The sequence below is a fragment of the Candidatus Collinsella stercoripullorum genome (assembly GCF_027669965.1).
In the GTDB taxonomy this organism is placed as follows: domain Bacteria; phylum Actinomycetota; class Coriobacteriia; order Coriobacteriales; family Coriobacteriaceae; genus Collinsella; species Collinsella stercoripullorum.
Genome location: NZ_JAQECM010000002.1, coordinates 111,935 through 133,387 on the forward strand (window position 1 = coordinate 111,935; position 21,453 = coordinate 133,387).

The 21,453-nt window shown below is 69.5% G+C and carries 19 protein-coding genes; 8 read left to right on the forward strand and 11 right to left on the reverse strand.

Features of this window, described 5'->3' with window-relative positions:
- Positions 1-45: 45 nt before the first annotated feature.
- On the reverse strand, positions 46-264 hold the full coding sequence (locus PHA29_RS01190) for a cation transporter (RefSeq protein WP_270847623.1): 219 nt from the start codon (positions 262-264) through the stop codon (positions 46-48).
- Between the two features lie 119 nt (positions 265-383).
- Entirely contained in the window at positions 384-770 is a 387-nt protein-coding gene (locus tag PHA29_RS01195; protein ID WP_270847624.1) for an ArsR/SmtB family transcription factor, read from the reverse strand.
- A gap of 228 nt (positions 771-998) precedes the next feature.
- Between PHA29_RS01195 and PHA29_RS01200 the strand changes: the two genes are divergently transcribed.
- Positions 999-1,268, forward strand: coding sequence for a helix-turn-helix domain-containing protein (locus tag PHA29_RS01200; protein WP_270847626.1), 270 nt, complete (start codon positions 999-1,001; stop codon positions 1,266-1,268).
- 542 nt (positions 1,269-1,810) lie between these two features.
- Here the strand turns inward: PHA29_RS01200 and PHA29_RS01205 are convergent.
- Both PHA29_RS01205 and PHA29_RS01210 read right to left on the reverse strand, forming a co-directional pair.
- On the reverse strand, positions 1,811-2,692 hold the full coding sequence (locus PHA29_RS01205) for a hypothetical protein (RefSeq protein WP_270847628.1): 882 nt from the start codon (positions 2,690-2,692) through the stop codon (positions 1,811-1,813).
- A 1,087-nt stretch (positions 2,693-3,779) separates the two neighbouring features.
- Positions 3,780-4,745: a 3'-5' exonuclease gene (locus PHA29_RS01210; RefSeq protein ID WP_270847630.1), complete on the reverse strand. Its 966-nt coding sequence runs from the start codon at positions 4,743-4,745 to the stop codon at positions 3,780-3,782.
- Between the two features lie 147 nt (positions 4,746-4,892).
- On the opposite strand from PHA29_RS01210, the gene PHA29_RS01215 reads away from it, so the two are divergent.
- Positions 4,893-6,020: a putative manganese transporter gene (locus PHA29_RS01215; protein ID WP_270847632.1), complete on the forward strand. Its 1,128-nt coding sequence runs from the start codon at positions 4,893-4,895 to the stop codon at positions 6,018-6,020.
- 90 nt (positions 6,021-6,110) lie between these two features.
- Here the strand turns inward: PHA29_RS01215 and PHA29_RS01220 are convergent, their stop codons facing one another.
- The 3 genes from PHA29_RS01220 to PHA29_RS01230 all read right to left on the reverse strand — a co-directional run bounded on the left by PHA29_RS01220 (position 6,111) and on the right by PHA29_RS01230 (position 7,947).
- Positions 6,111-6,641 (reverse strand): YaiI/YqxD family protein, encoded by a 531-nt coding sequence (locus tag PHA29_RS01220; protein WP_270403756.1) that lies wholly within the window; start codon positions 6,639-6,641, stop codon positions 6,111-6,113.
- Between the two features lie 8 nt (positions 6,642-6,649).
- Entirely contained in the window at positions 6,650-6,970 is a 321-nt protein-coding gene (locus tag PHA29_RS01225) for a hypothetical protein (RefSeq protein ID WP_270403754.1), read from the reverse strand.
- 215 nt (positions 6,971-7,185) lie between these two features.
- Positions 7,186-7,947 carry a MerR family transcriptional regulator gene (locus PHA29_RS01230; RefSeq protein WP_270847634.1) on the reverse strand — a complete coding sequence of 254 codons (762 nt, stop codon included), beginning with the start codon at positions 7,945-7,947 and terminating at the stop codon, positions 7,186-7,188.
- A gap of 398 nt (positions 7,948-8,345) precedes the next feature.
- On the opposite strand from PHA29_RS01230, the gene PHA29_RS01235 reads away from it, so the two are divergent.
- The 4 genes from PHA29_RS01235 (at position 8,346) to proC (ending at position 13,831) form a co-directional block, all read left to right on the forward strand.
- The gene (locus PHA29_RS01235; protein WP_270847636.1) at positions 8,346-9,200 is read left to right on the forward strand and encodes a helix-turn-helix domain-containing protein; all 855 of its coding nucleotides are present in this window, start codon (positions 8,346-8,348) and stop codon (positions 9,198-9,200) included.
- 225 nt (positions 9,201-9,425) lie between these two features.
- Positions 9,426-10,349 carry a glycyl-radical enzyme activating protein gene (locus PHA29_RS01240; RefSeq protein ID WP_270847638.1) on the forward strand — a complete coding sequence of 308 codons (924 nt, stop codon included), beginning with the start codon at positions 9,426-9,428 and terminating at the stop codon, positions 10,347-10,349.
- A gap of 1 nt (position 10,350) precedes the next feature.
- On the forward strand, positions 10,351-12,909 hold the full coding sequence (gene hypD / locus PHA29_RS01245) for a trans-4-hydroxy-L-proline dehydratase (RefSeq protein ID WP_270847639.1): 2,559 nt from the start codon (positions 10,351-10,353) through the stop codon (positions 12,907-12,909).
- A gap of 121 nt (positions 12,910-13,030) precedes the next feature.
- On the forward strand, positions 13,031-13,831 hold the full coding sequence (proC, locus tag PHA29_RS01250) for a pyrroline-5-carboxylate reductase (protein ID WP_270847640.1): 801 nt from the start codon (positions 13,031-13,033) through the stop codon (positions 13,829-13,831).
- Between the two features lie 216 nt (positions 13,832-14,047).
- Here proC and PHA29_RS01255 read toward each other — a convergent pair whose 3' ends face one another.
- Positions 14,048-15,307 (reverse strand): DUF1015 domain-containing protein, encoded by a 1,260-nt coding sequence (locus tag PHA29_RS01255; RefSeq protein ID WP_270847641.1) that lies wholly within the window; start codon positions 15,305-15,307, stop codon positions 14,048-14,050.
- Positions 15,308-15,468: 161 nt separating this feature from the next.
- Between PHA29_RS01255 and PHA29_RS01260 the strand changes: the two genes are divergently transcribed.
- On the forward strand, positions 15,469-16,395 hold the full coding sequence (locus tag PHA29_RS01260) for an AEC family transporter (protein ID WP_270847643.1): 927 nt from the start codon (positions 15,469-15,471) through the stop codon (positions 16,393-16,395).
- 45 nt (positions 16,396-16,440) lie between these two features.
- On the opposite strand, the gene PHA29_RS01265 is transcribed toward PHA29_RS01260, so the two are convergent.
- A complete protein-coding gene (locus PHA29_RS01265) occupies positions 16,441-17,604 on the reverse strand; it encodes a phosphoglycerate dehydrogenase (RefSeq protein ID WP_270847644.1) in 1,164 nt (387 codons plus the stop codon).
- A 163-nt stretch (positions 17,605-17,767) separates the two neighbouring features.
- Positions 17,768-18,898: a 3-phosphoserine/phosphohydroxythreonine transaminase gene (serC, locus tag PHA29_RS01270; RefSeq protein WP_270847646.1), complete on the reverse strand. Its 1,131-nt coding sequence runs from the start codon at positions 18,896-18,898 to the stop codon at positions 17,768-17,770.
- Positions 18,899-19,100: 202 nt separating this feature from the next.
- On the opposite strand from serC, the gene PHA29_RS01275 reads away from it, so the two are divergent.
- Positions 19,101-19,934, forward strand: coding sequence for a metallophosphoesterase (locus PHA29_RS01275; RefSeq protein ID WP_270847648.1), 834 nt, complete (start codon positions 19,101-19,103; stop codon positions 19,932-19,934).
- 126 nt (positions 19,935-20,060) lie between these two features.
- Here PHA29_RS01275 and PHA29_RS01280 read toward each other — a convergent pair.
- Positions 20,061-21,453 (reverse strand): lipopolysaccharide biosynthesis protein (locus tag PHA29_RS01280; protein ID WP_270847649.1); only part of this gene is annotated, 1,393 nt, incomplete at its 5' end.

Sequence of the window (21,453 nt, forward strand, 5' to 3'; positions counted from 1 at the left end):
GGATAGGGGCGCCTGCCGGTTCCGGCCGCCCGTGCGCCGCGCACGCTAGCGCAGGATCTCGCAGTCGGGCTCGATATCGGCGGTGAGCGCGACCACGCGGTCGAGGACCTCGTCGAACCGGTCGTCGGCGGCGGTGAGGGTGAGCTTCTGGGTCAGGAAGTTGACGGTCGCCTTCTCCACGCCGTCGAGCTTGCAGATGGCGTCCTGGAGCTTCTGGGCGCAGTTGGCGCAGTCGATCTCGTCGAGTTTGAAGGTCTTGCGCATGATGGTTCCTTTCAGACGGTGCCCCGTGGGGAGGCGGGGCGGTCGGGTGTGCGGGGCGGCATGCGTGCCGCGGTTCGCGTGACGGGGGGCGGTGCGGGCTGCGGGCCGCATCCGCCCGCTCACTCGCAGATGTGGCTCATGCCCTGGTTGAGCATGGTGTACACGTGGTCGTCCGCCAGCGAGTAGTTGATGTTGCGCCCGTCGCGCCGGAATTTCACCAGATGCGACTGCTTCAGGATGCGCAGCTGGTGCGATACGGCGGACTGGGAGGTCGAGGTCGCCTCGGCGATATCGGCCACGCAGAGCTCGCGTCCCATGAGGGCGTAGAGGATCTTGACGCGCGTGGTATCGCTGAACACCTTGAACAGGTCGGCGAGGTCGTAGAGCAGCTCCTCGTCCGGCAGGTCCTCCGGAGAGCAGGACGTGGCGAGGGGCGGGGCGCTCACGGCGGAGGCATCGTCGATGCTCGGCTCGCCCACGTCCTCCCTGATGCGGTTCGAACTCATATCGTTCCTTTCTCATATGAACAGTCGTTCATACATTACGTCTCTGATTATATGAGCGTATGTTCATATGTCAAGAACGATTTGGGGGTCGGTTCCGCTGCGTTTGGGAGCGGTTCCATCCCGCCATCAGCTCGGGGCTGATTTCCAGTTGGTTCCGTTGCGCGTGGGAACGGTGGGGCGACGACGCGACGCGGCGGCGGGTCGGCTCCCGGCCTCGCGGATGCGTCGATGCGGGAGGAGATGACCTCGCGCGTCTCCCGGGCCGCGGGTGTGGCGCTCTGGTTCTGCCGGGTCGGCTTCGTGCTCTGCATCCTCTCCATCGCGATCGGCATCTCGCCGGTGAACCTCTCGCGCATCAGGACCGGCAAGATCAACGCCGTGCGCTTCTCCACTTTGGAGGCCATGTGCCGCGCGCTCGATTGCCAGCCGGGTGATCTTCTGGAGTACATCCCCGATGACGAGGTGCCCGAGCATATGGGGCTGACCGACGAGGGGTGACGCCTCGGGCGAGCTTCCTCCCGCCGTTCCGGCAGCGGGCGGGTACCATGGTAGGGGCGGACGGGTTGTTCGGGGACGGGTTCGTTTCAACCCATCAGACGGGCCCTTCGCGTTCATGAAAGATGGGTTGAAACGAACCAGTCCCCGAACAACCCATCCCGTGCCGGTGGGGGCGGGCATCCGGGTGTCCTGTGGGGTCGTCCACCTTCCCCTGCGGACCCCTATCGGGCCGAGCGATTCCGGCTACTCGGGCTCCGGCGTCAAAGCTTCCTGTCTTTCCGGCGATTGCTGGCACAAATCGGGCGTCGCCTAGGGTCCCGTCGGCGGATTGCCGGCAATCGATGATTTCGCAGCCATGTTTACCTGGTGCTTCGACCCCGGTCGGTGCTGCCGACGTCGCACGCTGCCAGCAACCGAAGGAAACACAGGATGCTTCGCGCGCCAAATCCGCTGGGTTTCCTGCCGGGTCCGGTCGCGACGCGCCCGCGTACCGTCGGGCCCCTCTGACGGACCCGACGGTGGTCCGCTTTTTCAGATACCGTCTACTGCTCCTCCACGGATTCCGCCTGCGGCTCGCCGTCGGCAATCCAACGTCTGAGCACGAAGGCGCGCAGCTCCTCCTGGGCTTCCGCGAACCCTTCGGGAAGGTGCGCGGGCGCGATTCCGACGCGCCGGCGAATCGACGTGAAGAGCCGGCGGAACGCCTTTGCATCGAAAAGGGCCTGCCGTCTCACGGTGACGAGCTGGTACCCCATGGCATCGAGTGCGTTTTTGCGCTCCTCGTCGATGGGCTCGACATCTTCCCGCTCGTGTACGATGCCGTTGTATTCGATGTCGAGCCGAGCACGCTTGATGAAGATGTCGAAGTAGAAGTACGTACGCCGCGTCAACGAGCTGGCGCGCTTCGTGACGCGGATCTTCACGTCCATCTCGATCTCCCGGATGCCGAGCCCGCCCAGCGATTTCGGCATGGCGAGCAGCATGATGACAGCGGTCTCCATAGGGGAGCGGGCTCCGTCTCGCACATACTGGAGCGCACGCCTTGCCTTCTTGACGCCGTGCTTCCCGGGATGCGCGCGGAAGTACTTCCGGAGACTCGATGTGGGAGCCTGCGGAGCCTTCTCCAAGTACACGTCCTCGGCTTCGAGGGGCATGGCATAAGCCCCGCAGATCTCGTAGTAGTATTCGACGAGCTCGCGAAGCTCCAGGTACGTCGCTGCTTCGAGCGCGCAGCGCCGGATGTCCACCACGTACAGGCCCTTGCCGAGCGAAATGAGCTCGTCCGGCGGGATGGGGTTCCGATGCAGGTGAGTGCGCACGCCGTCGATGTTGCGCTTTCGAGAGCAGTCGCTCACGAGAACGTCGATGGTGCCCAGCTCGGATTCCGGGATTCCCAGCGCGAGCAGCGCCTCGCGTGCTGCCACGATTTCGCTGGCAAGTGGCGCCCCTCCTTCTATTGGATGCCTCACACGGCGGGCGCCTCTGTTCGGGAACGCGAGCTTCCTGCGTCGGATGCTGTGGACCAGTCGGGCTGTGGTATGTGAGAGTATGATCGCCATGACCCCAGTATCGGGCCGGGTCGTCTGTGCGCGGGCAGGGAGATGAGGTTCTTCCGCACCGTCTTACAGAATGCCAGTCTTAATCTTACCGGCGCGTTCGGGATGACGGCGGATTCGGATTGGATGCCGCGGGTCCTCGTGGACGGTGGCGTCTTCGAGCTGGCTGGATGTCGTGAGCTCTCATGGGCGGCGCCGGCTTGAGCCGACTGGGCGCGGCACACTCGGACGGATTGCGGTGGGTTGGATTTGGGCGCCGCGGAGACGGATGGATCGCGAGGGATACGAACCGGACGCCGCGGAACCGGATGGATCGCGGTAGACGTGGATTGAACGACGCAAGTCGGGGCGGGCCGCAGCGGGTTCGGACTGAATGGCACTACTCTGCACCGGGCTGGTAAAGCATCCTGAGAATAGTTCGTTTGCTGGCTTCTTGAACTGAGTCCGCTAGGTGTGCGGGAGAAAAGACGTGGTACAGGTGGCTGCAGATACTTTGATTGCTGGCAGTTTCGTCGGCGCGTTCTTTTCTATGGAGCATCGTGGCCAGCAACCGACGTTTTGGCAGGATACTTTTCCGTTCGCGTTCGATACCGGTTGCCGGTCTGGGTTTCCGTCCGTTCAGTTTGCATGCCCGCTGGCAAACAGGGTGCGATTTCGTGTTTGCGATCGACGACGGCGGGTGGCAACCCGATGGGGCACCGGTCACATGCGAACGCGTTGACTCCAAACAGGGGAGCGCGGCGTCCCGGACGAAGCCTGCGGTACGGGTCACACGGGACCTCCGTTTCCCGAGCGGGGTCGCCGGGCCTGCCCCGCGCGGGTTGTTTGGATGGGTTGTTTGGGGGGGTTGTTCGGGGACGGGTTCGTTTCAGCCCATCCCGTGAAAAAACGCGGGCCCTTGCCGGAATGCCGTCCGGCAAGGGCCCGCGTTGCAAGCGGATATGGGGCGTCTCGCTTACGCCTTGAACATGGATTTGCGATTGAACTCCGCCTGCACGGTGCGCAGCATGAGGTCGGTGTCCTCGAGGCCCAGATGGCGCTCGTCGGCGTCGGCCGCCAGCGTGCCGCGGCGCCGCGCCCAGTTCTCGAGGCTCGCCGGTGCGCTCTCGCGCGGCAGGGTGCGGACCTCTTCGTCGATGGAGCGGCAGATCTGGCGCGTGTCGATGGGGAGGATCTTGCCGGCCCGCCGCGCCTCCGCGTAGCCGGGCAGGTGCATCATGAACCAGGAGTCCTCGAACGCGGCGTTGTGCGCCATGTAGGGGTACTTCTTCATGAGCTTGAGCAGCGTCTTGTGCAGGGCCGCGTTCTGGCGGAAGGGCGTCTTGCTGTCGAGGTCGGACCACTGGATATGGTGGATGTCCGCCAGCGGCACGCCGGCCTCGCGGTACATCTCGGGCAGGCCGCAGTAGTGGGTCTCGGCGTCGTGCGGGACGGCGTCGCTCGTCATCTCCATGACCTCCCAGCCGACGTTGATGATGTAGCCGCGCTCCGGCGCGCGCCCGGTGGTCTCGATGTCGATGCCCAGAACGCAGCCCTTGATGGGCTTGCGCACCCATTCCACGGCGTAGGCGTCGCGGTCGCCGCGGACGGCGCGCGCGACGACGCCGGCGCCGCGGCCCTGCAGCTTGCCGATGCCCGCGCAGGTGTCCTCGTCGGACAGCGAGCGCGCGAGCAGCGGGCTCGACAGGTTGCGCAGGCGGACCTCGCCGATCTGGTCGCACAGCTCGCGGTTGCGGTCGGCGAGCTCGAGGATCACGTCGAACGAGAAGCCCGGCTCGTCGTTTGCGCGCCATTCGTCGAGAAGCGCCTTGATGGCCTCCTCGCCGCGCTGGCGCTCGGATTCCATCGCGTCGTAGTCGCCGTAGATGAACATGGGGATGAAGGGCTGCATGGAGTACTCAAGTGCCTGATTGACGTTCACGCGCGTCACCTTCCGATTTCGTGAATAGTTTGCTATATGAAACTATCGTGGATACAATACCTGAATCCGCGGCGCGTCGTTTGCTCGCCGCATGAAGGGTACTAACCTTTCACAGGTACTCGATTATACGAAAGGGAGCGCCGCTCCATGGAACTTCTGCTTCACGTCCTCGAGCACGCATTCGAGGACACCTGGCCGCTCGTGCCCTTCCTGCTCGTCACCTACCTCGTCCTCGAGGCGCTCGAGCACGCCGCGGGCGAGCGCGTCGATGGGGCGGTCCGCCGCGCCGGCGCCGCGGGGCCCGTGGTGGGCGCCCTGCTGGGCATCGTGCCGCAGTGCGGGTTCTCGGCGATGGGCGCCACGCTCTACGCGGGTCGCGTCGTGACGCTCGGCACGCTCGTCGCGGTGTTCCTGTCCACATCAGATGAGATGCTGCCGCTGCTGGTGGCCGAGCGGGCGGATGCGGCGCCCCTCGCGCAGATCCTGATCGCCAAGGCCGCCCTCGCCGCGGCGACCGGCCTTGCCATCGACCTCGTCCTGCGCGCGCTGAGCCGCAACGCCCGCGCTCACGCCGCCCTGCGCCGCCTGGCGCGCGGCGCGGCGCCGTCGGAGCCGTCCACCGCGCCGGGCGCGCCCTCCCGCGACCTCATCGACGAGCTCGCCGAGGCGGGCGAGGGCGCCGAGCACATCCACCGCCTCTGCGAGCGCGACCGCTGCGGATGCGGGGCGGGGCACGGGGGCGCGTCCGCCCCCGACGCCGACCGCGGATGCGGGGGCCATCCCCACGGCCACGGGCATGAGCACGTCCACGGACACGGGCACGGCCACGGCGGCCATGGGTGCTGCGGCCACGATCGCGAGCACGGCGGCACCGGCTCCGCCGTCCGCTCCATCGTCCTGAGTGCCCTGTCCCACACCGTGCAGGTGACCGTGTTCATCTTCCTGGTCACCTGCGTGCTCGTGGCGCTGCTGGAGACGGTGGGCGAGCCGGCGCTGTCGGCCTTCCTCTCCGGGAACCGAGCGCTCGCGGTGTTCGCCGCCGCGCTCGTGGGCCTCGTGCCCAACTGCGCGGCGAGCGTCGTGATCACCCAGCTCTACCTCGAGGGCGTGCTCGGCTTCGGCGCGCTCATGGCGGGCTCCCTCGTGAGCGCCGGCGTGGGCTACCTCGTGCTGTTCCGCACCAACCGCAACGCCCGCGAGAACGCCATCGTCCTCGTGCTGATCTACGCGGTCGGCGTCTTCTGGGGCCTCGTCCTGTCCGGCTTCGGGATGTGATGCGGAGTCGCGCACCGATGGGTTGGTTGGGGACGGGTTCGTTTCAACCCATCGGGCCGCGCGTCCGCCGGGACGCCCCTTCGGTCCCTTCTAGCTCAGCAGCTGCGCGAGGTTGCGCGCGAACCGCTCGCGGTCCTCGGCGGTGAAGGCCGCGGGCCCGCGCGTGCGCCCGCCCGCTCGGCGCACCTTCTTCTCCTCGTGGCGGATGAACAGGTCCATGTCGATCGTCGCCCGCGTATAGACGCGGCCGCGGACCCCGATGGCCTCGGCACCGCGGCCGAGCGCCATGCTCGCCAGCCCGATATCCTGGGTGACGACGACATCGCCCGCCTCGAGCAGCTCGACGATGGCGAAGTCCGCGCTGTCGGCGCCGATCGGAACCTCGACGATGTCGACCCAGAAGCCGGGGCGGTCCGCCGAGCCCCCGCGGGCATGGCCGGCGTCGCGCGGGTCGTCGCGCCTGATGTGCCGCGCGAGGTTCTGCGTGGTATTGCCGACGATGACGACGGGCACGCGGGCGCGTCGCGCGCAGGCGAGGGCCTCGCGTACGACGGGGCAGGCGTCGGCATCGATGATCAGCGCGCGGCCTCTCGGCGCGCGGGGCGTATCGTCGGGCGACATGGCCCTCCTTAGCTGGGGGACGACAGGAACAGGAACCAGATGAAGAAGATCAGGTAGGGCACGCTCAAGAGGTAGAGCGCGCCCGCGACGAGCGGCCATGCCCCGGGCCCGCGGCCGGCGGCCTCGCGCTCGGGGCGCTTGCGGTGCAGGCGTACCGTGATGGCGACGGCCCCGGCGAGCATGGCGACGGATGCCAGGGCGTACCCCACCATCGCCAGGAGCAGGCCGATGCTCAAAGCGAGCAGCGGCGCGAGCACGAGGGCGCAGCCGCAGCCCCCGGGGCTGTACAGCCGTCCGCCCGCCGACCCGGTCCTGCGTCGGTCTCCCATGGTGCACCCGCCTCCTCGACCGCATCCTCCGATATCAGGGTAGCAGAGGACGCGTCTCCCGCCATGGGGCATCTGCCATAGGGGGGGGTTGGTTGGGGACGGGTTCGTTTCAACCCATCCCCGATGGCGGGGGTTGGTTGGGGACGGGTTCGTTTCAACCCATCGCGTCGTCCCGCCGGGGGTGCGGCGATCGGCGGCTCCCCGATACGCGGCGCCTACCGCGCGTGCGCGGCGACCGCGTCGCGCAGCCAGGCGGCGCAGCCCTTTACGGAACGGTCGTAGTAGCTGCGGAACCGATCGTCCGCCACGTAGCTCTCCGCCAGAGCGCGATGCGCCTCCGCGGAATAGGAGGGCCAGGTGAAGCCCAGCCAGGCGCGGTGCATGCCGCAGATCCGCTCTCCCGTCTCGCCCGCGGGGTCGTCGCCCGCGTCGACGGCCCGCTCCAGCTCGGAGCGGATCTGCTCCTCCAGCGCGCGGAAATCCCCATACTCCTGCTTGCTCATCTTCAGCATCTTCCTGTTGCTCTCGTCGACCGCGTCGTCTCCGTAGCGCCCGCGCGCCTCGGCGCCGTGGCGTTTCTCGTTGGCTTCCACGAGGTCGCGCTTGAAGCCCTCGAATTTCTCGTCATCTGCCATGTGGTCTTCTCCTTCCAAGGTCGCGAGTGTTCGCTCGACGGTGGCGATGAGGCGCGCCAGGCGTCGCCGCTCGTCGCGCAGGCGGTCGAGGTGGCGTGCGAGCAGCTCGGCGCGCTCTGCGGGCGAGGTGCTCAGCAGCGGGCCGATGTCGCGCACCGCCACGCCGCAGCGGCGCAGCAGCAGGATCTCCTGCAGCCGGTCGGCGTCCGCGCTGCGGTACAGCCGATAGCCGCGTTCGCTGCGGCCCGAGGGCGCGAGCAGCCCCGCCTCCTCATAGAAGCGCAGCGTGCGCGTGGTGGTTCCCGCCATATGCGCGAGCTCCCCGATGCGGTATCCGTCCATGGCCCCTCCCTTCGGGCTCCACGATAGCGCTTAACGTAACGGTAAGGTCAAGGGAGGCGACATCGAATCCTGGTAGGGGGATGGGCGGAAAACCCGGAAGGGGCCGCCCTGCACGGTGCGTTCGAGACGGTCCGACGCAGGGCGGATCGCGAAGAGGGGCGGATAGGGCGCCGCGCCGCGGCCGTCTCGGGTTCGGGGCGATCGCGATGGATGCCGACGGCGTCTCCGCCGGGCGCGCCTGCCCCCGATGACGGACGCGCATCGACTCTCGCCTGCGCCCGTCCGCCGTCTGCCGCGATGCCAAAGGCTTTGTGCAGCGCGTTCGCCGCGCCTGTGCTGCAGTGGGGGTACACGGTAGGTAGCCGCGCGGGCCGCGGCCAAGTGGGAGGGATGCCGTCATGAACGTGGGGGAACAGATCAGGCGCGGGCGCGAGGCGCTGGGGATGTCGCAGGCGGACTTGGCCGACGCCATCTGGGTTTCGCGCAACACCGTATCGAATTGGGAGACGGGCGCGACGACGCCGGACATCCAAAGTTTCGTCCTCATGAGCGCCCTGTTCGGCGTAACCATCGACGAGATGGTGAAGGGAGATGAGAACGTGATGGCTCGGGCCGTCGCGCGCGATCGGAACCGTCTGCTGGTGGTGGGGACGGAGGCATCCGAGCCCGGTGTCCAGGGGGCTGGGTCCAAGCGGGTTGTCGCCGCGGAGGCCGCCGGCGCGAGGGATGCCGATGCGCCCATCACGCTCGCTATGCCCGAGCCGCAGGGCAGCGTGGTGTTCGGCAACTACGAGCGCATCGATGCCGTGCGCGCCGGTATGCCGGAGTTTCGCCTGGTGCGGACGTTCGCGCTGTTCAGCATGAGCGACTATCGCATCGAGAACGGTGCGGGAGAGGCCGTGGGCGCCATCCATCGGGGCAGGGCGACCTTCGATCCGGTCTATCAGCTGCGCGTGCCGGGGTTCGAGCGCGTGCAGGTGAGACGCGAATGGAAGCCGGGCGAGTTTCGAACCGTCTACACCATCGAGGGCGAGGGCATAGGTGTCGAGGGCGCGGTGCTGGGCGACGAGTTCAGCATCTGGCGCCATGGCGGGCTCATCGCCACGGTCACGGCGCTGCGCTCTGCGGGCCGTCCGGTCTTCCGCATCGAGCTGGAGGACGAGGGCGCCCGCCCGCTCGCATTCGGCGTCGCCATGATGTTCCTGCTGCTGCGCGACTACGACCGCCACTGGGTGCGCACGAGCGGGGAGTAAGGGGTACGGGCGGGACGGGTCTTCCGCGAGTCGCCCCCGTGAGCCCGTGGGCAAAAACGACCCCGTCCCGAAAAGCGTCGCGAGAACGACCCCGTCGGCGAGAACGAGCCCGTGGGCAAAAACGACCCCGTCCCAAAATGCATCACGTGAGCAAAATCGACCCCGTCCCGAAAAGCACCGCTACAATGGTGGGCGCCGTCATCGCCGTGCATCTCGGAGGCCCGCATGGGGACCAGCCCGCTCATCTTCAACATCCAACGGTTCTCGACCCACGACGGGCCGGGTATCCGCACCACGGTGTTCTTCAAGGGGTGTCCGTTGAGATGCGCCTGGTGCCACAACCCCGAGTCGCAGTCGTTCGCGCCCGAGCTCATGGCGGACGAGGAGCGCTGCCGCGGCTGCGGCCTCTGCGCGCATGCCTGCCCGCAGCACGCCATCGTGCTCGACCCCGTATCCGGCGTCGCCCGCACCGACCGCGCCCGCTGCACGGCCTGCGGGGCCTGCGCGGACGTGTGCCCGCAGGGGCTGCGCGAGGTCGTCGGCGAGCCCGCCCCCGCCCCCGCGGACCTCGCCCGCATCCTGCTGCGCGACCGCATGTTCTACGAGAAATCGGGCGGCGGCGTCACGCTGTCCGGCGGGGAGTGCCTGGCGCAGGACATCGGCTACCTGGTCGAGCTGTGCCGCCTGCTGCGCGAGGAGGGGGTGAACGTGGCGGCGGACACGTGCGGCGCGGCGCCCCGCGCGCATCTGGAACAGCTGCTGCCCTACGTTGACCTCTGGCTCTACGACATCAAGGCCGCCGACGAGGCGACGCACCGCGCGCTCGCGGGGGCGCCGAACGGGGCCATCTTTGAAAACCTGGCCTACCTCGCGGGGCACGGCGCGCGCATCATCGTGCGCATGCCCGTCGTCGAGCCCGTGAACAGCGGCGACGACGATATCATCGCCGCCGCGGAGGCCATCGCGTCGCACGCGGGGCTGTGCCCGGTGAGCCTGCTGCCGTATCATACAACGGGTAACGGAAAGTACGCGCGCCTGGGCCGCGCCGCGCCATCCGGCGCGTTCAGGGTGCCCTCGGCGCAGACGATGGAGCACCTGCGCGACCTGCTGCGCGAACGCGGCTTCTCCCAGGTGGAAATCGGGGGTTGATATGACGGGGAACACCGGTACGGGAAAGGTCGCCATGGGTGCGGGCGAGCCGTCGGCCATCCAGCGGGACGCTGAACCCTCCACGCTCGACGACCCGCGCTTCCAAGCGATCCGCGACGCGCTCGTCGCGGTGCGCTCGCACGCCGCGCCCACGCGGACCACGTCGCATGCCGCATGGGAGGACGACCGCGGCATGAACGAGCGCGTGAAGCGCCTGCGGCATCGGTCCGAGACGACCCAGCCCTACCTCGACATGGAGCGCGCGCTCATCGAGACGGCGACCTACCTGCGCTATGAGGGGACGGTCTCCACGCCCGAGCTGCGCGGCCTGGTGCTGCGGGACTACTTCGCCCTCAAGACCATCTCCATCGAGCCGGGCGAGCTCATCGTGGGCGAGAAGGGCCGCGGCCCCCAGGCGGCGCCCACCTTCCCCGAGCTGTGCTGCCACACGCTCGAGGACATGCGCAACATGAACGACCGCGAGCAGGTCGACTTCACCGTGACGGACGACGACATGGCCGCCCAGCGCGACATCGTGATCCCGTACTGGTCGGGCCGCGCGAGCCGCGACGCCATCATGCGCGCGCAGGAGCCCGCCTGGCACGACGCCTACGAGGCCGGCATCTTCACCGAGTTCTACGAGCAGCGCGCCGGCGGGCACACCTGCCTGGGCTCCGAGCGCGGCGTGCGCGCGGGCTTCGGCGAGATCCGCGCCGACATCGAGGCCGCGCTGGCGGGCCTCGACTACCTGTCCGACGAGCACGCCGTGGCCAAGCGCGACGAGCTCTCGGGCATGCTCATCGCGCTCGAGGGCGTGCAGACGCTGGCCGTCCGCTACGCCGAGCTGGCGGGCGCCATGGCGGCCGGCGAGCCCGATCCCGTGCGCGCCGCCGAGCTGTCCCAGATCGCCGAGAACTGCCGCGTCGTCGCGACCGAGCGCCCGCGGACCTTCTGGCAGTGGATCCAGCGCTACTGGTTCATCCACCTGGCCATCACGAGCGAGACGAACCCCTGGGACGCCTACACGCCCGGCCGCCTCGATCAGCATCTCATCGGCTACTACCGCGCCGACGTGGCCTCCGGCGCGCTCGACCGCGACCGTGCGCTTGAGCTGCTGGAATGCCTGTGGGTGAAGTTCAACAACCAGCCCGCGCCGCCCAAGGTGGGCGTGACGCTCAAGGAGAGCGGCACGTACAGCGACTTCGCCAACATCAACACCGGCGGCATCACGCCCGAGGGAGCCGACGGCGTGAACGAGGTGTCCTACCTCATCTTGGACTGCATGGACGAGATGATGTTCATCCAGCCGAACTCGAACGTGCAGATCTCGCGCAAGACGCCGCGCCGTTTCCTGCTGCGCGCCTGCGAGGTGGCGCGCGCCGGATGGGGCCAGCCGGCCTTCTACAGCACCGAGGAGATCGTCGACGAGCTGCTGGCGGCCGGCAAGAGCCTGGCGGACGCGCGTCGCGGCGGGGCATCGGGCTGCGTGGAGACGGGTTGCTGGGGATACGAGGCCTATCCGCTGACGGGCTACTTCAACCTGCCCAAGATCCTCGAGGTCACGCTACACAACGGCGTGGACCCGCGCACGGGCAAGCTCATCGGCCTCACAACGGGCGATCCGCGTGACTTCACCGGCTACGACGAGCTGCTCGATGCCTACTGCGCCCAGATGCGCCACTTCATCGACATCAAGGTGCGCGGCTCCAACATCAACACGCAGCTGTGCGCGCGGCTGAACCCGGTGCCGTTCATGTCCATCATGACCGAGGACTGCATCGCGCGCGGCCAGGACTACAACGCCGGCGGCGCTCGCTACAACACCACCTACCTGCAGGGCGTGGGCATCGGCTCCATCACCGACGCGCTGGCGTCGCTGCGCTTCAACGTCTTCGACGAGCGCCGGGTGTCGATGGGCGAGATGTTGGACGCGCTTGAGGCCAACTTCGAGGGCGAGCGCTTCGCGGCGCTGCGCGGCATGGTGAGCCGCCGCACGCCCAAGTACGGCAACGACGACGATTACGCCGACGACATCATGCGCGCGGTGTTCGCCTACTTCCGCGATGCGGTGACCGGCCGGCCCAACATGCGCCGCGGCGAGTGGCGCGTCGACATGCTGCCCACGACCTGCCATATCTATTTCGGCGAGGTCACGGGCGCGTCGCCGTCGGGACGCCTGGCGGGCGAGCCCGTGAGCGACGGGATCTCGCCGGAGCGCGGGGCGGACGTGAACGGCCCGACCGCCGTGATCGCGTCGTGCGCCAAGATGGACCATGCCTCGACGGGCGGCACGCTGCTCAACCAGAAGTTCGCGCCGGCGGCCATCGAGGGCGAGCGCGGCCTCTCGAACCTGGCCGACCTCGTGCGCACCTACTTCGACATGGGCGGCCACCATATCCAGTTCAACATCATCGACCGCGCCACGCTGCTCGACGCGCGCGAGCATCCGGAGAACCACCGCGACCTCATCGTGCGCGTGGCGGGCTTCTCCGAGAAGTGGTGCAACCTGGGTCGCGAGCTGCAAGACGAGATCATCAACCGCACGGAGCAGGCGTTCTAGCCGCTCCCGTGTCCCGAGGGGGCGGGGCGCCCTTCGGGGCGCGCCCCGTGGGGCCCGGCCGCCGCGTGCGTCCGGGCCCGCATCCCCCGCATACGTTTCCGCAAGAGGAAGGACTGACGACATGGCTAAGGAACTGGCGCTCATCGGCTGCGGCAACATGGGCAGCGCAATTGTGAAGGGCATCGTGGGCTCGGGGCTCATCGCTGCGGGCGACATCGTGGTGTCGGACGTGAGCGAGGGGGCGTCCGCGCGGCTGGCAGGCGAGCTGGGTTGCACGGGTACCTACGATAACGTCGAGGCGGTGCGCGATGCGGCGATGGTCATCATCGCGGTGAAGCCGCAGTATCTGGACGAGGTGGTGCGCGGGTTCGCCGATGCCGTGGCGTCCGACGCGCTCGTGGTGTCCATCGCCGCCGGCGTGACGCTGGCACGCCTGGAGGGGCTGCTGGGTTCCGACCGCAAGATCGTGCGCGTGATGCCCAACCTGCCTGCCATGGTGCTCGCGGGCATGAGCTCGCTCACGCCGAACGCACAGGTGAGTGCCGAGGAGTGCGCGCGCGTGCAGGAGCTGTTCGAGAGCTTCGGTCGCGCCGAGGTGGTGCCCGAGCACCTGATCGACGCCGTGATCGCCGCGTCGGGCAGCTCGCCGGCGTACGTCTGCGTGTTCATCGAGGCCCTGGCGGACGCCGCGGTCGCCGAGGGCATGCCGCGCGCTCAGGCCTACGCCTTCGCCGAGCAGGCGGTGCTGGGCACGGCCAAGTACCTGCTCGAGACGGGCACGCACCCGGCGGTCCTCAAGGACATGGTGTCCTCGCCCGCGGGCACCACGATCGAGGCCGTGGCCGCGCTCGAGGCCGGCGGCTTCCGCGCGGCGGTCATCGACGCCGCCCGTGCCGCGGCGGCGAAGAACCGCGCGATGTAGCGCCGCGGAACGTCAGATCGCATGGCGCCGGACCGGGACGGTCCGGATAGGGCAGCGCCCGCAGGACTCGCGAGGATCCTGCGGGCGCCGCCGTCTCGAGGGGCTGTGCCCCGCTCACGTCCCGATGGGTAAAAACGACCCCGTCCCCAAATGACTCATGGGTAGAAACGACCCCGTCCCCAAATGACCGAAACGAACCCGTCCCCAATCAACCCATCAGGGGCGGGCGATGCGGTGGATGAACAGGCCGCTGCGGAGCTTGGGCTCGAACCAGGTCGATTTCGGCGGCATGAGCAGGCCGGCGTCGGCGACGTCGAGCAGCTGGTCGATGGAGGTGGCGAACATCGAGAACGCGACGCCCTCGGCGCCCGCGCGGCGCTCGAGCTCGTCCACGCCGCGGACGCCGCCCACGAAGGAGATCCGGGGGTCGCTGCGCACGTCGCCGATGCCGAGCACCGGGGCCAGCACGTGCTCCTGCAGCACGGACACGTCGAGCGCGGCCACCGGGTCGGCCCCGGCGACCTTTGCGGCCAGCGCCTCGCCGAGGCTCAGGCGCCACCAGCGGCCGTCGGTGAACATGCCGATGACGCCGGCCCGCTCGGGCTCCACGGGCGCGCCCGCCTCCTCGACGGTGAAGCCCGCCGCGACCAGGCGCTCCAGCAGCCCCTCGACGTCCATGCCGGCGCGGTCGGACACGACGCGGTTGTACGGCAGGATGGTGAGCTGGCTCGCCGGGAACAGCACGGACAGGTAGTAGTTGAACGGCTCGGTGCCGGTCAGCGTCCCGGCGGCGCGCGCCTCGGCGCGCATGGCCTGGGCGACCTTCACGGCCGAGGCGGTGCGGTGGTGCCCGTCGGCGATGTAGGCGCACGGGACCTGCTCGAACATGGCATGGATGGCCTCGACGGCATCGGGGCGGGCGACCTCCCACACGCGCTGGCGGACCCCTTCGTCGTCGGTGAAGTCGTACAGCGGCGTGGCCGTCTTCGCGGCCTCGACGATCACGTCGAGGACGGGCTGGTCGCGATAGGTGGTGAAGATGGGGCCGGTCTGGCAGCCCAGCGCGCGCATGTGCTCGATGCGGTCGCGCTCCTTGTCCTCGCGCGTGAGCTCGTGCCGCTTGATGGTGCCGTCCTCGTACTCGTCGACCGAGCAGACGGCTGCGACCCCGGTCTGCGTGCGGCTCTCCCAGGTGAGCTCGTAGATGTAGTAGGCGCGGTTGCCGTCTGCCACGTAGGTGCCGTCGTCGATGCGCGCGCGCAAAAGCTCGGCGCCGCGCTCGTAGACCTCGGGCGCGTACATGTCCTGGTCGGGGCCGAACTGCGTCTCGGGCCGGTCGATATTCAGGAACGACAGCGGGCGGTCGGCCACGTAGGCCGCGGCCTCGGCGCGGTCGAAGACGTCGTAGGGCAGCGCCGCGACCTCGGCGGCGTGCTCGGGGACGGGGCGGATGCAGGGGAAGGGGAGGACTCTCATGGCGCGCCTTTCGGTGGACGGTGCAGATGGGGCCCGGGTCGTGCGGCGAGCCCGCGTCCCGCCCATGATACCCCACGGGCGCGCCGCACGGACGCCGGGGGCGCCCGGGGGTGTATCCTGTAACCTCGGCAGTACGGCACCCGGGGGACGGAGGCGGGACGATGGGCTTTCTCGAGACGGCGCTCACGATGGTGACGCTCGCCATCCCGATTGTCATCGGCTATATCGCCCATCGGCTCGGCTTCATGGGCGGCGAGTTCGACGGCAAGCTGTCGTCGCTCGTCATCAACATCACGCTCCCCTGCATGATCCTCGTGTCGGTGTGCGACCGGGAGCTGCCCGACCCCGCGCGCCTCGTCCAGCTCATCGGCCTGTCGACGCTCGGCTACCTCATCGCCGTCGCGGCGGCGCTCATCGTGCCGCGCCTCATGCGCGCGCCCGAGTCCGGCGCCTACAGCTTCGTGATCGCCTTCGGGAACGTGGGCTTCATCGGCTTCCCCGTGCTCGGGGCGGTGCTCGGCGCCGATGCGGTGCTCTATGCGGCGATCGCCAACATCCCCTGGTACATCCTGTCGAGCAGCGCCGGCGTGCTCATGATATCGGGCCTGCCCGAGGGCGGGGCGGCCCGTGCCGTACGAGAGAGCGCCAAGCGCCTGCTGTCTCCCATGCTCGGGGCGAGCCTCGTGGTGCTGGCGCTGGCCCTGGCCGGCGTCAACGATCTGAGCATCGTGGGCGACGGCCTGGCGACCTGCGGGAACTTCACCACGCCGGCGGCGCTCCTCATCTGCGGCTCGTCGCTTGCCAACTACGCCCCGCGCGAGATGGTGGGCAACTGGCGCGCCTACGCGGCGACGGCCATGCGCCTGGTCGGCGTGCCGCTGCTGCTCTACGCCGCCCTGCGCGGCCTCGCGCCCGATGCCTTCACTCTCGCGGTGCTGGTGCTCGGCCAGGCCATGCCTGTGGCGACCAACGGCATCCTCTACTGCCTCATGTACGGCATGGACGCCAAGCCCGTCATGCAGGGCATGTTCCTATCGGTCATCGCGTCGATCGTGACGATCCCCGCGCTCGCGTTGCTGGTCGCCTAGGCGGGGCCGCCGCCGGCCCCGTGCAGCCGGCGGCGGCTGCGGCACCTACTTGATGACGCGCACGCGGTAGACGGCCGGGATGCGCTTGAGCGCCTCGATGGTGGAGCCGTCCAGGTGCTCGTCGGTGTCGAACATCGTGTAGGCGTTCTCTCCGGCGCTCTCGTTCACCATGCGCTGGACGTTGGCGTTGTCCTCGGCAAGGATGCGGGTGATCTGGCCGATCATGTTGGGGACGTTGGCGTGCAGGCAGGCGATGCGGCTCGCCGCGCGCGCCTTGCCCATGGAGCAGGCGGGGTAGTTGACCGAATGCGCGATGTTGCCGTTCTCCAGGTAGTCCTTGAGCTCGGAGATCGCCATGTCCGCGCAGTTGGCCTCCGCCTCCCCGGTCCCGGCGCCCGAGTGCGTGGTGATGAAGGTGTTGGGCATGAGCACGGTCTTGGGCGTGGCGAAGTCGGTGGCGAACCAGGAGAGGCGGCCCTGATGGAGCGCCGTGTTGACCGCGTCCTCGTCGACGATGGTCTCGCGCGCGAAGTTGATGAGGACCGCGCCCGGGGCGAGCAGGTCGAGCTGCTCGGTGGAGATCATGCCCACGGTGTCGGCCTTGCTGGGCACGTGGACGGTGAGGTAGTCGCATCCGCGGCAGAGGTCCTCGAGCGTCCCCACGCGCTGCACGTTCTGCGACAGCGCCCAGGCGTGCTCGACTGAGATGAACGGGTCGTACCCGTAGACGTCCATGCCGAGGTCGACCGCGGCGTTGGCCACCTTGGAGCCGACGTTGCCCAGGCCGATGACGCCGATGCGCTTGCCCTTGAGCTCGCGCCCCACGAACGCCTTCTTGGCCTTCTCCGCGTTGACGAGGATGTCGGGGTCGTCGGCGTGCGCGCGGACCCACTCCATGGACTGCACGACGCCGCGGCTCGACAGGATCATCATGGCGATGACGATCTCCTTCACGGCGTTCGCGTTGGCGCCGGGGGAGTTGAACACCACGACGCCGCGGCGGGCGTACTCCTCGATGGGGATGTTGTTGACGCCCGCCCCGCAGCGCGCGATGGCGCGGATGCCCTCGGGCAGGTCGTAGCCGTGCAGGTCGGTCGAGCGCATGAGGATGGCGTCGGCGCACGCGGCGTCCTCCACGAACTCGTAGCCCTCGCCGAAGGTGACCTCGCCGTCGCGGGTGATGTCGTCGATGGTCTTGATGTAGCGCATGGTGGTCCTTTCCGCCCGGGCCCCGTGGGGGCGCAGCGGGCACGGGCGCGCGGGGAGGGCGCCCGGGGGATATCGGGGGAGGGGCGGCGCGGACACGGCCCGCGCCGCCCGATGCACGGTCGGGCGCGTCGGCCCGGGTTCGGGGAGGCCCGCGGGAAGCGGGCTACGAAGATCGCCCGTCCGCGGCGGCCTCCGCCTCGGCGGGGTGCGCCGCCTCGAACGCGCGCATGTAGGCGACGAGGGCTTCGACGGACTCCATCTCGACCGCGTTGTAGATGCTCGCGCGCATGCCGCCCACGAGGCGGTGCCCCGCGACGCCCTCGATCCCGCGCGCGCGGGCGCCCTCGATGAAGGCGGCGTCCAGCTCGGGCGTCGGGGTGCGGAAGCAGACGTTGGCGATGGAGCGGGACCCGCGCTGCGCGGTGCCCGAGAACAGCGGGCTGTCGTCGAGGGCGCGGTACAGGAGCTCGGCCTTGGCGCGGTTGCGCCGCTCCATGGCGGGAAGGCCGCCCGTCCGCTCGATCCAGGAGAACACCTTGCCGCACAGGTAGATGCCGAAGGTGTTGGGCGTGTTGAGCATGGAGCCCGCGTCCGCCTGCGCGCGGAAGTCGAGGTAGCTCGGGCAGCAGGGGAGGGCGGGGCCCTTGCCGAGCAGGTCGTCGCGCACGATGAGCACGGTGACGCCGGCCGGGCCGGCGTTCTTCTGGGCGCCCGCGTACAGCAGGCCGTAGCGCTCGACGTCGAGCGGGAAGGAGAGGAAGCAGCTCGACACGTCCGCCGCGAGCGGGACGCCCGCGGTGTCGGGGAGCTCCCGGTACATGGTGCCGAAGATGGTGTTGTTCTGGCAGATGTGCACGTAGTCCAGGTCCCCGGCGGCGCAGCGCGCGGGGATGCCCGAGAGGTCCGGGATGCGGTCGAAGCCGGAGCCCTCGCTCGACGCGAGCAGCTCGGCGTCGCCGTAGCGCGCCGCCTCGCGCCAGGCCTTGCGCGCGAAGTGTCCGGACACGATGTAGCCGGCGCGGCGGGTGCGCATAAGGTTCATGGGCACGGAGGCGAACCCGAGGGTGGCGCCGCCCTGCAGGAACAGCACGCGGTAGGAGGAGGGGATGCCGAGCAGGCGGCGCAGGCACGCCTCGGTCTCGTCGAAGATCGCGCGGTAGGCGCCCGAGCGATGGCTCATCTCCAGGACCGACATGCCGCACCCGCGGTAATCGGGGAGCTCGGATGCGACCTCGGCGAGCACGCTGGCGGGCAGCGCCGCCGGACCGGCGGAGAAGTTGTGCACCCGTCCCATCGGCGTGGACCTCCTAAACTGCATAGATCGGCGAACAGTGTGCATAACTCTAGCATAGTGGAGTATGCGCGGCACATTCGTTAATCATCGCGAAACCGTCCCCGCCGACGCTCCCCGCCGCCCGCCGCCGGCTCTCGCACCTCGGGTTGCGACGCGTTACAATAACGTTCAACTTGAACCTTAAGGATTGTGAGGGCAGCCCATGGCGACGTACGTGACATCGGATGCGCACGGTCACCTGCGCGCGCTCGACCGCGCGCTCGAGCTCGCCGCCCCCGGCGCGGACGACATCGTCTACGTGCTGGGCGACATGGTGGACCGCGGCCCCGACCCCGTGGGGGTCATGCGCCTGGTCCGCGGGCTGCACAACGCCCGCGTGCTCATGGGCAACCACGAGCACATGATGCTCTCGACGCTCGCCACCGGGGACCAGGTGGACCTGCTCACCTGGGAGATGAACGGGGGTTCCGCCACCGCCGCGGGCCTCGACGCCTGCCCGCACGCCGAGTACATCGACCTCATGGACTGGGTGGCCAACCTTCCGCTGGCCGATGCGGCGCGCGCCGGCGGCCGCACCTACCTGCTCGCGCATGCCGGGTTCGACGCGCTCGAGCTGCGCGCCTGCCTCGCCACGGCGGGGTTCGGCGGGGAGGGCGGCTACGGCGGCGTCCCCGCCGACCTGCTCGCGCGCGCCCTGGCGACCCAGGACGCCGAGAACCTGCTGTGGATCCGCGGCGACTTCTGGGGCGTGCCCACCGGCCTGGTGGGCCGCGACGGCGCGGGCCCCGTGGCGATCTCCGGCCACACGCCCACCGTCCTGCTCGGACGCTACGCCGACCTCATGTGCGGCGGCGTGCTGGACGAGGGCGGGCGGGCCCTCATGGTCGAGGTGGGGGCGAGCTGGGACACCGGAGGGGTGGCGGACCGCGTCGACATCGACTGCTCCGCCGCCGCGGGCGCCCCCGCGGGCCGCGTGGGGGTCCTGCGCCTCGACGACCGGCGCGTCTTCTACGCGGACATCGAGGAGGGGGAGTAGGGCCGCGGCCCTTCCGTCGCGCCGCCGCCATGGTCCTGCGCCCCGCGGGACGGGCGGCCGGCGGCCCCTGGGGCTCTCGCCCCTCCCGGCTCCGCCGCCTCGGTCCCGCGGGTGCCCGCCGCCGTATCAGGCGAAGGGGTCGCGGCTCCGGTCGATCTCGCGGCGGATCCGCGCGTACTGCCAGATGAGCAGGCCGAGCAGCAGCGCCATCACGGCGAGGTAGCTCGCCACCGCGCCGGCGAGCCCGATGACGCGCACCAGGACGAACGGGAGCGCGGCCGACGCCGCGAAGGCGATGAGGTACAGGCGCATCACGTCGCCCTGGCGGCGCAGCACGGTGATGATCGCGTAGATGAAGTCGATCGCGGCGGTGACGCCGCCGGCGGCCACCATCGCGTAGGCGAGCGGGCGGAAGGGCTCGAAGTCCAGGCCGTACATGAAGCTCATGAGGGGGATGCCCGCCCACCCCATGAAGGCCCCCACCGCGACGGAGATCGCGACGACCACGGTGAGCACCGCGGCGATGACGAGGTCGAACCGCCGGCGCTTGCGGGGGTTCGACCAGATGCCGGCGAGCCGGACGAGCTGCGGCTTGTAGATGAACCCGGTGGCGAGCAGGATGCCCTGCGCCGGGAAGTAGAGCGCGTTGAAGTAGAGCTGGTTCTCGTAGGGGAGGGCGCCCTCCATCGCGAACTTCGGCATGCTCTCGATCAGGTTGAACAGGAACAGCGCGGCGAACAGCGCGGCGCCCTGGCGGAACAGCCGGACGACCTCGCGCGAGCTCGCCCGGCGGGACTTCTCGGTCTCGAGCAGGGCGAGCGGGACCGTCACGAGCACGAAGGTCGCCGCCGCGGCGACCGCCATCCCCACCGAGGCGGCCTCGAGGCTCCGGGTGACGAGCAGGACCGCCGTGAAGCCCGCGATCGCGGCGGCGGAGCGCAGGGCCTGGCTGATCCCGGCGAGGTAGAGCTTGTCGGCCTGCTGCAGGCGTCCCTCGTAGACATCGCCCACGCCGTCGAGCACCTTGTACACGAAGACCCCCAGGCAGATGGTCGTCATGGAGGCGTCGTAGTCGCGCAGGGCGCAGTACAGGATGCCCGCGACGAGCGCCAGGGCCCCGGTGAGCCAGCGGTTCACCTGGTAGGACGCAAAGGAGTTGACCTCCTCGAGGTCCGAGACCTGGTAGTTGCGGATGCCGTAGTTGGCCGCGATCATCAGCAGCGTGCCCACCACGAACGCCATGGAGAACATGCCCGCGCCCTCGGCGCCGGCGAGCTGGGTGGCCACCACGGTGAGGGCGGGGAAGGTGAAGCCCCACAGCGTCGTGCCCACCGTGTTCCACAGGTAGTCGCGGACGGTGCTGCCCTCCTCGTAGCGCGCCTCCTGCTCGGAGAGGGACCCCTCGTACACCGCTTCGAGCAGCCGCGTCCACCAGCGGTTGACGAGGCGGGCGAGCGGGCCGGGCTCGCGCCGGCGCTCGGAGCGCGCCCGGGGCGCGGCGCCGACGGGGACCGAGCCC

Coding starts and splice junctions, on each gene's coding strand:
- PHA29_RS01190 (WP_270847623.1), bottom strand. CDS start 264: ATGCGCAAGACCTTCAAACTCGACGAGATCGACTGCGCCAACTGCGCC.
- PHA29_RS01195 (WP_270847624.1), bottom strand. CDS start 770: ATGAGTTCGAACCGCATCAGGGAGGACGTGGGCGAGCCGAGCATCGAC.
- PHA29_RS01200 (WP_270847626.1), top strand. CDS start 999: ATGCGGGAGGAGATGACCTCGCGCGTCTCCCGGGCCGCGGGTGTGGCG.
- PHA29_RS01215 (WP_270847632.1), top strand. CDS start 4,893: ATGGAACTTCTGCTTCACGTCCTCGAGCACGCATTCGAGGACACCTGG.
- PHA29_RS01220 (WP_270403756.1), bottom strand. CDS start 6,641: ATGTCGCCCGACGATACGCCCCGCGCGCCGAGAGGCCGCGCGCTGATC.
- PHA29_RS01225 (WP_270403754.1), bottom strand. CDS start 6,970: ATGGGAGACCGACGCAGGACCGGGTCGGCGGGCGGACGGCTGTACAGC.
- PHA29_RS01230 (WP_270847634.1), bottom strand. CDS start 7,947: ATGGACGGATACCGCATCGGGGAGCTCGCGCATATGGCGGGAACCACC.
- PHA29_RS01235 (WP_270847636.1), top strand. CDS start 8,346: ATGAACGTGGGGGAACAGATCAGGCGCGGGCGCGAGGCGCTGGGGATG.
- PHA29_RS01240 (WP_270847638.1), top strand. CDS start 9,426: ATGGGGACCAGCCCGCTCATCTTCAACATCCAACGGTTCTCGACCCAC.
- hypD (WP_270847639.1), top strand. CDS start 10,351: ATGACGGGGAACACCGGTACGGGAAAGGTCGCCATGGGTGCGGGCGAG.
- proC (WP_270847640.1), top strand. CDS start 13,031: ATGGCTAAGGAACTGGCGCTCATCGGCTGCGGCAACATGGGCAGCGCA.
- PHA29_RS01255 (WP_270847641.1), bottom strand. CDS start 15,307: ATGAGAGTCCTCCCCTTCCCCTGCATCCGCCCCGTCCCCGAGCACGCC.
- PHA29_RS01260 (WP_270847643.1), top strand. CDS start 15,469: ATGGGCTTTCTCGAGACGGCGCTCACGATGGTGACGCTCGCCATCCCG.
- PHA29_RS01265 (WP_270847644.1), bottom strand. CDS start 17,604: ATGCGCTACATCAAGACCATCGACGACATCACCCGCGACGGCGAGGTC.
- serC (WP_270847646.1), bottom strand. CDS start 18,898: ATGGGACGGGTGCACAACTTCTCCGCCGGTCCGGCGGCGCTGCCCGCC.
- PHA29_RS01275 (WP_270847648.1), top strand. CDS start 19,101: ATGGCGACGTACGTGACATCGGATGCGCACGGTCACCTGCGCGCGCTC.